The sequence below is a fragment of the Robiginitalea sediminis genome, assembly GCF_002198115.1.
Taxonomy (GTDB): Bacteria; Bacteroidota; Bacteroidia; order Flavobacteriales; family Flavobacteriaceae; genus Robiginitalea; species Robiginitalea sediminis.
Map to the genome: position 1 here is coordinate 309,438 of NZ_NGNR01000001.1, position 12,667 is coordinate 322,104.

A 12,667-nucleotide genomic window follows, 5' to 3' on the forward strand; every position below is an offset into this window, starting at 1 on the left:
GATCTACTTCAAAAATAGGCCATTGCAGGAGAATGCACAATCCCCAATTTAGTGCCCTTCCCCGGGGCGCTCCAACAGTACACTCACCGCATTGCCGCCAAAGCCCACGGCATTGACCATTACACGCCGGATGGGCCGGGACTCAGCCTCCTGGCCCAGGTAGGGCAAAGCCGGGATTTCCTGCCGCTCCAGCATATAAAGGGCAAGCTCCAGGCTTAAAAGGCCGGAGGCGCCAAGGGTATGCCCAATTTTCCATTTGTTGGAGGTCAGGGCAGGCATAGCCCCCCGGAATACCTGTTCCACCGCACGGAGCTCTGCCCGGTCCCCCAGGCGCGTTCCCGGGGCATGCAGCACAATGGCGTCCACATCAGATGGCATGGTTTCTCCAAGGGCCATGGTCATGGAGCGTTGCAGGCAACCGGCATCGGCAGACAGCGAGACGGCATGGGTTAGCGGCTCCGTGGCGTACCCAACCCCCGCTATCACGGCCAGGGCATCTTCATGGGCGCCCCCTTCCAGGGCCACCACCCCGGCGCCTTCCCCCAGGACCATGGTGTTGGATTCCTTCCGGGGGTCCAGGGCACGGCAGGGATAAGGCGCAGCCTCCTGGCTGTAAATCTTAAGGGCCGCCATTTGTTTAAAGGTAAAATCGGTCAGCGGGGCCTCGGCCCCCCCAACCAAAAAGCCGTCGGCCATCCCGGAACGGATCCAGGCGCATCCGTTCAGCAGGGCGTGCAGGGCCGTGGAACAGGTGATGGAATGGGAAATGGCCGGGCCAAGGGTCCCTAGGTCGTGGGCTACCCAGGAAGCGATATTGCCCAGGGTGGTACTGGGGGAGGCATGGCTGTTTACTGATCCGGAGCGAAGCAGTTCCCCATGGTGGCTTTCCCACAGGCCGGTAGCCCCGCGCGAGGACCCCAGGTTAACCCCTATGCGCATATCCGGCGCCCAGCGGGCGGCCTGCAACGCCTTTCGGGAAACCCATAGGGCGTACAAAACAGTGTCGTCCAGGCGGCCATAGGATTCCAGGGAGGCCCGCAGCTGCTCCTTGAGGGGCTCCGGGATTGCCCCGGCCCACCACCTTTGCCCGCCGGATTCCCTAAGGGTTAACCGGGACTGCGGATCCGAATAAAACCGGGAGGCATCCTGCTCATCGCCCAAAGCGCTCAGCGAGGCCAGGGAACGGATGGAAATCTTCATCGGGAGCGATTTTTGGCAAAACTACGGGTTTTCATTTGGGAGGGAGGCCATACCCCGGGCGGGAATCGTTAAAATCGTATTTTTACCGTGGGGTCCCGAAACACCCCGGCACCTATGTCTACTCCTTCCCTGGCTATCGTCATCCCCTGCTACAACGAGTACGGCCGCCTGTACCCCGATCGGTTCAGGGGGTTCTTAAGTCAGCACCCGGACGCCTTTATCTGTTTCGTGGACGATGCCTCCACAGACCGGACCCCGGAATTGCTGGAAGGGTTCCGGGCTGAATTCCCCGGGCAGGTAGCCGTATGTACCAACCCCTCCAACACCGGAAAGGCAGGTGCCGTTCGGCATGGGGTCCTCTACGCCCACCAACACAACCTTGCCCCTGCCCTGGCCTATCTGGACGCCGACCTGGCTACCTCTCTGGAGGAGTGCTACTCCTACCTCCCGTCCCTGGAGGAAAAAAGCTTCCTTTTTGCCTCCCGGATTCTTATTGTCGGCTCTGAAATTGAGCGCACCTTTATGCGGTTTTTCGTCGGGCGGGTCATAGCCACGGCTATATCCAATATCCTGAACCTGAAGGTCTACGACACCCAATGCGGGTGTAAGGTTTTCCGCTCGGAGCTGGCGCCCCTACTGTTCGGGGAACCCTTTGTTTCCCGCTGGCTCTTCGATGTGGAGCTTTTCAGCCGGATCTTGTCTGAATATGGGCCGGAAAAAGGGGAAGCCCTGATGCGGGAAATCCCGGTCCGCCGATGGATCGACCAGGGGGAATCCAAGGTCCGGATTACCTACGGGTTCCGCCTTTGGTGGGACCTGCTCAGGATAGGTACGCGGCACCGGCGCGCTATGAAGCCCTGGAGGAATCAGCCCAAACCGGAACAGTAATCCAGCAGTGATTCCATGGTGCTGTAAATCTGCCCCAGCGCCTCCTGAGAAATGACATACGGGGGCAGGGTATAAAGGGTCCGGCCCAGCGGCCTCAGGTAAACGCCGTTTTCCAACCCGCGCTGATAGAGTTGCTGCCTTAAATCGCCATAGCGCTCTGCGCCGATGCGGATGTCAAGGGCCAGGATGGCCCCTATATGGCGAATCTCCGCTACCATGGGGTGGCCTTCCATGCGGGCGGCAAATTCCCGGTGGCTTTCCATTACCCGTTTCAGGCCATCCTGGATTTCAGAAGACTGATAGAGTTCCAGTGCCGCCAGCGCGGCCTCGCAGGCCAGGGGGTTAGCGGTATAGGTATGACCATGGAAAAAGCCCTTGGCCACCTCATCGGCATAAAAGGCATCGTAAACCTCCTGGGTACAGGTGGTAACGGCCAGAGGCAGCAGCCCGGCAGAGAGGGCTTTGGAAAGGCATATCAGGTCTGGCTTCACCCGGAGCTGTTCCGAGGCAAAACAGGTGCCGGTCTTCCCGAATCCGGTCATCACCTCATCGGCAACAAGCAATACCCCCCGGGTGCGCAAGAATCCGAGAATCCGGTCCAGGCCTTCCGGGTGGTGGGTTTTCATGGCGGCCGCCCCCTGCACCAGGGGTTCATAGATAAAGGCCGCTACCCGCCCTGTATCGACCCACTTGCCCAGCTGTGCCAGGGTCTGCTGCGGATCGGCCTCCACGGGAGGGGGGATGCGGAAGACCTCGAGGGCCATGCCGTCGAAGGGTCCGTTGTATACCGAAAGGCCCGAGACGGAGAGCGCCCCGAAAGTATCGCCATGAAACCCGGATTCAAAGGCCAGCAGGAGGTCCTTTTTTCGCCCCTGGTTAAAATGGTATTGTAGGGCCATTTTCAGGGCCACCTCCACCGCGGTGGAACCGTTGTCCGAGAAGAACACCTTTTCCTGATTATCGGGCAGTATCTCAATAAGCGATTCGGCCAGGGAAACCGCCGGCTGGTGTGTAAGGCCGGCGAAAACCACCTGGTCCAGCTGTTGCATACGGGCCGCAACCCGACCGGTGATATAGGGGTGGCAATGGCCGTAAATACATGTATACCAGGAAGAAATCCCGTCTATATAGGCCTTCCCGGAGGTGTCGTAGAGGTAGGCCCCGCTGGCCCTTTCTATGGGCAGGGCATGGGGGTGGTGCTTATGCTGGGTCAGGGGGTGCCAGATATGCCTGCTGTCTCGTTCGCTCAGATTTTCCATGGGGGCCTTCCCGGCAGATTCGGACCTTTTCATATCTTGCAAAGATGGGAAAATACCGAAAAAATCCATGGTGAAAAAAGTCGCCGGTAGGCAGGAAAACCAACTGGGGGCCCTGGGGATGCTGACCCCTGGCCGGGTCCTTGCCCTCTACACCCTTGTGAGTGTTCTCCTGCGCCTGCCCTTCTTTTTCCGGGACTATGTGGACCGGGATGAAAGCACCTTTATCCTGATGGGCCAGGCCTGGGTGGACGGACACCTCCCCTATACCTTTTTGTGGGACGTAAAGCCTCCCCTGACCTTTTTGTTCTACACCGGGGTCATTGCCCTGTTTGGTAAAAACATGCTCGTACTGCGGCTTATAGGCGCCCTGGTGGTTGCCCTTACCGCCTGGTTCGTGTACAAACTGGCCCTGAAATATGCTCCCGGGCGGCAGGCCCTGGTTGCCGGGGGACTCTGCATCTATCTGCTCAGTCTCTTCGGGAGTATACAGGGGGTGATGTCCGAACACCTGCTTATGGGCAGCCTTATGGCCGGGTGTTATTTCCTGGTACGGGAACGGGGCATGGGAGATTACCTCCTGGCCGGAACCCTGTTCGGGGTGGCCCTTATGATCAAGATCAACATTGCCTTTGCCTTGCTGGGCACCGGCCTGTGGCTTTTGGTGTATTGGTGGCGCAACAACCCCATACCTTCAATACTTGGCCGCAGCCTTGCCCTGGTGCTGCCCGGGATCCTCGTGGTGGGGGCCACGCTGCTCCCTTACCTCTGGACCGACCAGGCATCCCTTTGGTGGGATTCGGTAATCCTTGCCCCCCTGGGGTATACAGAAGGCAAGGGCTCCTCCCTGTTTGCCCTGTTGGGGTTTAACGGCCTGCTGGCTGCCTTCCTGATCTGGGCCTTTGCCTCCCGCCGCCTGTCGTGGTCGGACCCTGGCCTGGCCGTGATGGCCCTGGTGGTGTTGGGAGTTGTGCTTTCCTTCCTGAAGGCCGGGCGTGTCAATTCCCATTACCTCATACAGGTCTACCCGCCCCTGCTGGTATTACTGGCCGCTTTGCTGCAGGCGTACAAACCTCAGAAGTGGGTCCTGCGAGCCGTCCTGGGGCTGGCCCTGCTGCTCCCCGTGGAAAGCTACCTGGAATACGTCCATATCATTCGGTACCGGATGGCGCGAGGCACCTGGTTTAACGGGGAGGGCTACAGTGTGCCGGACTACCTCAGGAAAGCCGGTGCAAACACCGAAAACATCCTCTTTCTGGAATACCACATTGGCTACTGGGTACTGGACCGGTACCCCCCTTCCAAAGCGGCCACCCACCCCAGCAACCTCTGCAAGGACGAAATGTTCCCCTACTACAATGCCCCCAGGGCTACCGCCATGGAGGAATTACATTTTCTGATGGATAGTGTCCGCCCCCCCATAGTAGTCACGCGCCTGAACCGGCGTATTTTCGACAAAAGCCACGTGGAGGAGAACGCCTATATGGAAAACGTCCTGGAAACTCAATACGAAATCATGGAGGTGGTAGACCAGGCCGTAGTGCATTCACGAAAGCCAGGAGAGTAGGGCAGGCCGCAGCCGCAGGGCCTCCTCCCGGACCGTTTCCGGATTTACCGGGTCCAGGGGGCGAATACGGCCCAGAACGGGACACCCCGTACGCTTCTGGATAATGGATTCTGTAGAGGGGTGCTCTTCCCCATTGAAAAGCAGCGCAGGACGAATGCCCCTGCTACGGAGGGCCTCTACGGTTAACAGGGTGTGGTTGATGCTCCCCAGGTAATGCCGGGATACCACTACCACCCTGTATTCAGGCCGGATGAGTTCCGCAATGGTATCCGAATCGTTGAGGGGTACCAGCAGCCCCCCCGCCCCTTCAATTACAAGGGTATTTCCCGTTTCCGGCGGCCGAATGGCATCGAGTGCTATCCGAAGCCCGTCTATCTCCGCTGCCGCATGGGGGCTCATGGGGGTATTCAGGGCATAGGCATTGGGGTGGATCACACTGTCCGGGTGCCGTACCAGCCCGGCCACCTTATGGCTGTCGGAATGATCCAGGTCCCCGGCCTGAACCGGTTTCCAGTAATCTGCCCCCAGGGCTTCGACCAAAATGGCAGCTGCCACGGTCTTTCCCACCTCTGTGGAAATACCAGTTACAAAGAGGGTTTTCATGGTTGCTGGCGCGTTATCATCCCGCATTGCAGGCACTTGTATTTGGCCGGTTCCAGGAAGGGGAACAACCTAAACCACAAGCGGTCCCGCTTGTAAAACCTCTCCATCCGCTTCGCCTTGCAATTGGGGCAAACCAACAGGTTTCCTGCATTGTCCACAGCATAGCCCCGGACCTGATTGTAAATGGCCTCGGCCCGCTCCCGGTCCGCCAGGGGGACCATGACCTTCACCCCCCCTATTGCAGATGAGATAAAGGGTTCCGCCTGCATGACGTTGGCATCCTTCAGGAAGACCTCGATACCCTCGGCCTCCAGGCGGGTCCGCAGGAGCTCGGCATCGGTCAGGTAGTCGAACGCGCCAATTACACAAAACTTACTGTTCATTTGCCGATTGGTTTACTCGTGTTTCCAAAATACGCAAAACCTCTTGGATTTCTGCCGGGGTGTTATAGCTGTGCAGGCAAATCCGGAGGCATTCCCGCCCCGTGGGTACGGTGGGCGACAGGATGGGCCTGATGTCGAACCCTCTGCCCGCCATCTCCCGGGCCAGGCGCCGCGTAGGCCGGTTGCCCCCAACGGTAAAACCAAACACGGCCGAAGCGCCTCCTGTAAACCGTTTCTGTAACCCCGCCGCCTCTATCCCGAGGGCCATGGTGCGGATATTGGCCTGGAGGGCTTCCATACGCTTCTGGCCCTCCATGGATTCCAAAAGAGCATATGCCCTGCCGATCTGCGCAAGGCTCCCAGGCGGGAGGGCCGTGGTATAGATAAGGCTGCGGCTGAAATTCACCAGATATTCCCTTAAGGAAGACCCTCCCAGCACTGCCGCCCCGTGGCAACCCAGGGCCTTGCCAAAGGTCACTACCCGGGCAAAGAGTTCCCCCTCTGTACCCAGATTTGACGCCAGGCCCCGCCCGCCGGGCCCCAGGACTCCTACCGCATGGGCCTCATCCAGGATCAGCCTGCACTTATAGGAACGGCAGAACTCCAGCAGGGCTTCCACAGGGGCCAGGTCGCCTTCCATGGAAAATACGCTTTCCGAAACGACATATACCTCGCACCCCTCGGGCCTCCCCTGCCTGAAAACCTGCCGATACCTTTTTTCCAGAGCCGGGATATTATTGTGTTCGAAGGAAAAGGAGCGCGCCTGGCTCAGGCGGACTCCGTCGCGGATGCTGGCATGGGAAAGGGCATCGTAAAAAAGGACATCCGACCGGAGGGCTACGCTCGAGAGGAGCCCCAGGTTAGCGTCGTATCCCGAGGTATACACCAGTGCACTTTCCGCTTGGTGGAACCGGGCCACCACGGCTTCGGCTTCGGGATAGCCCTGGTGGTTTCCGCGGATCAGGCGCGATCCGGCACTCCCCGAAGCCCCAACTTCGGGGGCCGGGGGCAGCTGTGCCAGGCCCAGGTAATCGTTGGAAGAAAAGTCTGCCAGGTCCGAGGGGGCGGAAAGGGTCCTGAGGCTGTCTTCTTCCCGACGCCTGTTCAGCATGGCCCTGAGTTTTTCGGGGAACTGATCCATAGCGCAAAAGTAGCACATCCACCATGATTGCGCTATATTGGGATAGCGAACTGCACTGTTATGCCAGAACCGGAAACGACGTACCGCCCGGCCAGGGGGCCGGAAGAACTCCGGCAAATCCTCTCCCTCCAGAAAGCCAATCTCCGGGGTGGCCTGACCCCTGGCGAATGCAGGTCCGAAGGCTTTGTAACCCTCCGGCATTCCTTGCCCCTGCTAAGGCGCATGCAGGAGGCCTGCCCGCAAATGGTAGCCGTACAAGAGAAGGAGGTAATTGGGTACGCCCTCTGCCTGCACCCTGCCCTGCAGCAGGAAGTACCGGCTCTGGCTCCCATGTTTGAGCGTATCCGCCAGCTGTTAGATTCTTCCCAGGACTACCGGATTATGGGGCAGATTTGCATTGCGAAAAAAGCCAGGAGGCAAGGGCATTTCAGGGCTTTGTATGCCAGCCTGCAGCAGCAATGCCAGCCCCTGCCCATCATTACCGAAGTAGCCGCTGATAACCTGCGGTCCATGGAAGCCCACCTCGCGATCGGCTTCCGGCTCCTGGATACTCACACGGAAGACAACACGACCTGGCAGGTTATTATCCGGCCATAAAAAAACCCCGGCCGGGCCGGGGTCTTGATGGGTTTAAGCAGCGGGTTAATCCGCCAGGACGATAACCTTGTTATGCTTCAGTTCGATGGTCCCGCTATTGATCTCCAGGGCCGTTTTACCGTCCGGGGATTTCTTGAAATAGCCGGCATAATCCTCGTCAATTTCAAAGTTCCCGTCGAACTTCACCCACCCTGCCTGCAGGAGGGATACGATGGGTGCGTGGTCTTTGAGCATCTGGAATTCCCCATTGATCCCGGGAACGGTTACCGAGGTAACTTCCCCTGAGAACAAGGTGGCTTCGGGCGAAACAATCTCTAAGTACATCATACTGCTGATTTCTGAAATAGCTCCGGGTTATTACGCCTCGGCAAGCATTTTCTCACCGGCTTCGATAGCCTCCTCAATGGTCCCTTTCAGGTTGAACGCAGACTCGGGCAGGTGATCCAGCTCGCCGTCCATGATCATATTGAATCCTTTAATGGTGTCCTTGATGTCTACAAATACCCCGGGGATACCTGTAAACTGTTCGGCCACGTGGAAGGGCTGGGACAGGAAACGCTGCACGCGGCGGGCGCGGGCTACCGCAAGTTTGTCCTCTTCGGAGAGTTCCTCCATCCCGAGGATGGCGATAATATCCTGCAGCTCCTTGTAGCGTTGCAGCAGCTCTTTTACTCGCTGGGCGCAGCCGTAGTGCTCTTTCCCCAGGATGTCCTCGGTAAGGATCCGGGAAGTGGAATCCAGCGGGTCCACCGCCGGGTAGATTCCAAGCTCGGCAATTTTCCGGGAAAGTACAGTGGTGGCGTCCAGGTGGGCAAAGGTGGTTGCAGGCGCCGGGTCAGTAAGGTCATCCGCAGGTACGTAAACCGCTTGTACAGAGGTAATGGAACCGCGTTTGGTAGAGGTGATCCGCTCCTGCATGGCCCCCATTTCGGTAGCCAGGGTAGGCTGGTACCCCACCGCAGAAGGCATACGCCCCAGAAGGGCCGATACTTCGGAACCTGCCTGGGTAAAGCGGAAGATGTTGTCCACGAAGAACAGAACGTCCTTGCCCTGGCCGTCTCCGGCACCGTCGCGGAAGTACTCGGCAATGGTGAGTCCGGAAAGCGCCACACGGGCACGGGCTCCGGGGGGTTCGTTCATCTGGCCGAAGACAAAGGTGGCTTTGGACTCCTTCATAGCCTTCTTATCTACTTTGCTCAGGTCCCAACCGCCTTCCTCCATGGAGTGCAGGAAGTCTTCCCCGTATTTGATAATCCCAGATTCCAGCATTTCGCGCAGCAGGTCGTTTCCTTCCCGGGTGCGTTCGCCAACCCCGGCAAATACGGAAAGACCGCCGTGTCCTTTTGCAATGTTGTTGATCAGCTCCTGGATCAGTACCGTTTTCCCAACCCCGGCACCTCCGAAAAGGCCGATCTTACCCCCCTTGGCATAAGGCTCAATCAGGTCGATCACCTTAATCCCGGTAAAGAGTACTTCGGTGGAGGTGGAAAGGTCTTCGAATTTAGGGGCTTCCCTGTGGATGGGAAGGCCATTGTCCCCAGCCTTGGGCAGGTTGCCCAAACCGTCGATGGCATCTCCGATTACGTTGAACAGGCGTCCGTAAACCTCCTCGCCAATAGGCATTTGGATGGCGGCACCTGTGGCGGTTACCTCAGTCCCCCGACTCAAACCGTCGGTAGAGTCCATGGAGATGGAGCGAACGGCGTTTTCACCGATATGGGATTGCACTTCCAGTACCAACACGGAACCGTCTTCGCGCTTAACCTCCATAGAATCGTAAATTTTGGGGAGTTCGGATCCGGAAGGGAATACCACGTCGATTACCGGTCCGATGATCTGGGAAATTTTGCCTGCTTGATTTGCCATTATATCGTTTTTAAGCTTCTAATGAAAAATGGGCTCTGTTTTTTCGGCTGCAAAGATAGGGTTTTCCCTTCTAAAAAGGAACGGATACTTGTGATTTTAAAGAACTTATTCCGACTTTTTTGACAAAGGTCGAAATCTGCAGATTTGACCCGGGTTGTGCTGCAAACCCGAAGCAGCGGCAGCTCTTATGCCCTGCTGACAAAGCAGGCCTGGCGGCAGCCCGCGCTAATATGCGATCGGCCGGGAATTGCGGGAGTGCAATCAAAAAAAAAGCGCCGGAAACCCGGCGCTTTTAGTTTGTTGGTATCTCCCGTTAGGGGTTGATGGTCCAGGATACGTAGAAGATGGAACCTACGGCACCTGTACCCACGGCTGAGAAGTACTCATCCCCAAGGATGTTGGAGCCCCCGGCCTTGAATACAGACTTGATGGAGGGTGCAGAATAGTTGATCTGGGCATCCAGAACGCTATAGGAATCGATAATCCCGTCGGCAAAGGTATTCTGCCACAGGTAGGAATCGCTCCAGCGGTAGTTCACGTTGAACCCGAAGTTCTTGAAGAGCTCGGTATTTCCGAAAGAAGCCTTCACCTTGTGGTTAGGGGTGTTGAAGCTGGTCCGGAAATCCGGGAAAGCCGCCTGGTCAAAATCCTGCTCGGCGTAGGTGTAGTTCACCCCAATATCGAAGTTCCCCAGGATCTTGGCGTCTACCCCAGCCGTAATTCCGTAAGATTCGATATCCACCGGAGAGTTGGTGTAGGTCTGGTAGGCAAAGAAATCCCCGTTCTGAAGGGCCAGCAGGGAAAGGGCTCCGTCTCCGGCCTGTCCGTAGAAGGGAACCACCACGGTGCTGTTGGAAATAAAGTTGGTGTACTGGTTGAAGTACCCGCTAATGTCGATGGCTACCTTCCCGAACTGGGCGCGGTAACCGGCTTCGAAGGCCGTGATTTCCTCCGGCTGTACCAAAGGCGTTTCCACAGCCTGGGGAGCACCGGTCTGAACAGATGCCAGGGAGAAGGCATTCTCGTATGCCGCCCGGCCCACCACTTGTGCCGTGGCATTGCCCGTAAGGGCCTGGCCGTTGGTGCTCAGGTCGAAGGTGCGCACGTCCCGGTCGAGGTTATCCGGGGCTGCGCCCACCAGGATGGCACGGCCTGCATTCAGGCCGATAAACAGGTCCTGGGTGGTCGGGTTGCGGAAACCTTGCTGCACGGAAACGCGCAGGTTGTGGTTGCGCTTCTCGCCGAAAATCCCCAGGAGGGAAAGCCTGGGTGAGAAGAACCCATCGAAGAACTCGTTCTTGTCGTAACGGACAGAGCCGGTGAATTTCAGGCGCTCATCCAGCAATTTTTTCTGAACTTGCAGGTAGGCCCCGTACTCTTTGTAGGTAATAGGACCGTCAAAATCCGTAAAGATGGTCCCGCTGGAATTCAGTTCGTACTCGCGGAAGGAGCCCCCAATCTGGATATCGGCTACCTCTGAAGTGAGGTGGCTGAAATTGTAGTTGGCATCCACATGGCGGAACTTGGTGTTGTCGATGAACTTCGCCCCGGTGGTAAGGTCTCCATCGGAGGTTACCCGGTTGAAAGCCCTTTGGAAGCCCGGTGTCCCGGGAACCAGTCGGCCGGTGTCGGCTGCCTGGCGGGCCAGGGCATGGGCCGTTGCCTCATCCAGTTGCTGGCCTGTACCAACCCCCAGGCGGGCGCCGATATAGGTCTGGGCATAATCGGTAAACCATTGTGTATCCGATTTCCAGCTGCGGTTGATGTTGATGGCTGCAAAGCGGGTGTCGTAGGAATCCCCGGCATTTTCCGAGGTGATATATCCCCTCACAAAGAAGTTGTTGTTGCGGACTTCGATGCGGTGTTGTTGCAGGATGAAATTCTGGATGGAGTAGCGGTTGGCACCCTGGTAAATGGTATTCCCGCGACCCACACGTCCGTTGTAGATGATTTCAAAATCGTTGGCCCATGGGCGGTAGTACACCGAGAAATCGGTTTTGACACTCTGGGCGTTGTAGTTGGTGAGCTCCCGCTCCTGATACCCCGTACGGGAAACCGTGGCAGAACCTACGGTCCCGGAGGGCAACCCTGCAAGGGCGTCGAAATTCAGCACCGTGCTTACCTCATCCCCATAGACATTCAGGCCGTCGTAGGCGGGGTTGGAGCGGTCTGCACCCGGGTTGAGCAGGTCCAGTTCGCTCGTGGCATGCCAGTCTTCCCCCTGCAGGAAGGAGAAATTGGCCTTCACCGCGAGTTTGTCTGAAAAGGCATGGGCAGCACGGATCCCGATATCGTAATACTGGTTGTCCCCGGCGGCCTCCTGGGAGGTGTATCCGGTTTTGAAGTACGCGCTGATGCCCTGGTAATCGAAGGGGTTCTTGCTGTTCATAAACAGGATCCCGTTGAAGGCCCCAGCCCCATAGAGGGCGGAGGATGCTCCCGGCAGGATTTCCACGCTCTGTACTTCCAACTCCGACATCCCCACCAGGTTACCCAACACGAAGTTGAGACCCGGGGCCGTATTGTCCATTCCGTCTACCAGCTGCATAAAGCGCGTATTGGCGAAGGTGGCAAAACCACGGGTGTTGATGGAGTTGAACGTAAGACTGTTGGTGTTGATGTCTACCCCCTTGAGGTTCTGAAGCCCTTCATAAAAGGAAGGAGCCGAGGTAGACTGGATTTCTTTGAGGCCAAAGCGCTCTACCGATACCGGCGATTCGAAGATCCGTTCCGGGGTACGGGATGCGGATATTACCACTTCGTCCAGGAAGGTCTGTGCCTCGTTCAGGACAATGCTGAAGGATTGCCCGCTGGAGGCAACCTCCACAAGGGTTTCAGCATATCCGATACTGGTAACGCGGAGTTGGAAGGGAGGAGTCTCGGAAGTCTCCAGGGTGAAATTCCCGTCAAAATCCGCAGTGGCCCCGACAGCCTTCCCCACGATGACGATATTCGCCCCCGGGACCGGCTCTCCATTCGCATCCGTAACGGTACCCGAAATGGTGGTTTGCGCAAATGCCCCTGCGCCTAACAGGAGCATCATAGAAAGTAGTAGTGATCTCATTTGCATGGCTTAGTTTGCGTTATTCGGTCGTAGGGCAAGATACCAATTTTTTCAGATGCAGAATCATAATTCCATAAAATGATGCATGCATAATACCTGGGT

At 57.5% G+C, this 12,667-nt stretch carries 11 protein-coding genes; 3 read left to right on the plus strand and 8 right to left on the minus strand.

From position 1 onward, the window contains the following. Nucleotides 1-48 precede the first annotated feature (48 nt). Nucleotides 49-1,200: a beta-ketoacyl synthase N-terminal-like domain-containing protein gene (locus tag CA832_RS01420; protein WP_088339777.1), complete on the minus strand. Its 1,152-nt coding sequence runs from the start codon at nucleotides 1,198-1,200 to the stop codon at nucleotides 49-51. A 114-nt stretch (nucleotides 1,201-1,314) separates the two neighbouring features. Between CA832_RS01420 and CA832_RS01425 the strand changes: the two genes are divergently transcribed. Beyond that, complete coding sequence (locus CA832_RS01425) at nucleotides 1,315-2,088, plus strand: glycosyltransferase (protein WP_088339778.1); 774 nt, start codon at nucleotides 1,315-1,317, stop codon at nucleotides 2,086-2,088. On the opposite strand, the gene bioA is transcribed toward CA832_RS01425, so the two are convergent. After that, nucleotides 2,067-3,380: an adenosylmethionine--8-amino-7-oxononanoate transaminase gene (gene bioA, locus CA832_RS01430; RefSeq protein ID WP_233131693.1), complete on the minus strand. Its 1,314-nt coding sequence runs from the start codon at nucleotides 3,378-3,380 to the stop codon at nucleotides 2,067-2,069. The two genes, CA832_RS01425 and bioA, sit on opposite strands and share 22 nt — an antisense overlap. Before the next feature lie 37 nt (nucleotides 3,381-3,417). Between bioA and CA832_RS01435 the strand changes: the two genes are divergently transcribed. Then, entirely contained in the window at nucleotides 3,418-4,911 is a 1,494-nt protein-coding gene (locus CA832_RS01435; RefSeq protein WP_233131694.1) for an ArnT family glycosyltransferase, read from the plus strand. Here the strand turns inward: CA832_RS01435 and bioD are convergent. The 3 genes from bioD to CA832_RS01450 are packed head-to-tail and all read right to left on the minus strand — an operon-like array spanning nucleotide 4,891 to nucleotide 7,038. Then, nucleotides 4,891-5,514, minus strand: a complete 624-nt coding sequence (gene bioD / locus CA832_RS01440) for a dethiobiotin synthase (RefSeq protein WP_088339781.1) — start codon at nucleotides 5,512-5,514, stop codon at nucleotides 4,891-4,893. The two genes, CA832_RS01435 and bioD, sit on opposite strands and share 21 nt — an antisense overlap. Continuing rightward, complete coding sequence (locus tag CA832_RS01445) at nucleotides 5,511-5,897, minus strand: putative signal transducing protein (RefSeq protein WP_088339782.1); 387 nt, start codon at nucleotides 5,895-5,897, stop codon at nucleotides 5,511-5,513. The genes bioD and CA832_RS01445 overlap by 4 nt, the downstream gene beginning before the upstream one ends. After that, a complete protein-coding gene (locus CA832_RS01450) occupies nucleotides 5,887-7,038 on the minus strand; it encodes an aminotransferase class I/II-fold pyridoxal phosphate-dependent enzyme (protein WP_233131696.1) in 1,152 nt (383 codons plus the stop codon). The genes CA832_RS01445 and CA832_RS01450 overlap by 11 nt, the downstream gene beginning before the upstream one ends. A 60-nt stretch (nucleotides 7,039-7,098) precedes the next feature. Between CA832_RS01450 and CA832_RS01455 the strand changes: the two genes are divergently transcribed. Then, the gene (locus tag CA832_RS01455; RefSeq protein ID WP_088339783.1) at nucleotides 7,099-7,635 is read left to right on the plus strand and encodes a GNAT family N-acetyltransferase; all 537 of its coding nucleotides are present in this window, start codon (nucleotides 7,099-7,101) and stop codon (nucleotides 7,633-7,635) included. 45 nt (nucleotides 7,636-7,680) lie between these two features. On the opposite strand, the gene CA832_RS01460 is transcribed toward CA832_RS01455, so the two are convergent. From CA832_RS01460 to CA832_RS01470, 3 genes are all read right to left on the minus strand, one after another. Then, nucleotides 7,681-7,959, minus strand: a complete 279-nt coding sequence (locus CA832_RS01460; RefSeq protein WP_088339784.1) for a F0F1 ATP synthase subunit epsilon — start codon at nucleotides 7,957-7,959, stop codon at nucleotides 7,681-7,683. A 33-nt stretch (nucleotides 7,960-7,992) separates the two neighbouring features. Next, nucleotides 7,993-9,501: a F0F1 ATP synthase subunit beta gene (gene atpD / locus CA832_RS01465; RefSeq protein ID WP_088339785.1), complete on the minus strand. Its 1,509-nt coding sequence runs from the start codon at nucleotides 9,499-9,501 to the stop codon at nucleotides 7,993-7,995. A 313-nt stretch (nucleotides 9,502-9,814) separates the two neighbouring features. Next, nucleotides 9,815-12,565 carry a TonB-dependent receptor gene (locus tag CA832_RS01470; protein ID WP_088340719.1) on the minus strand — a complete coding sequence of 917 codons (2,751 nt, stop codon included), beginning with the start codon at nucleotides 12,563-12,565 and terminating at the stop codon, nucleotides 9,815-9,817. Nucleotides 12,566-12,667: the final 102 nt, after the last annotated feature.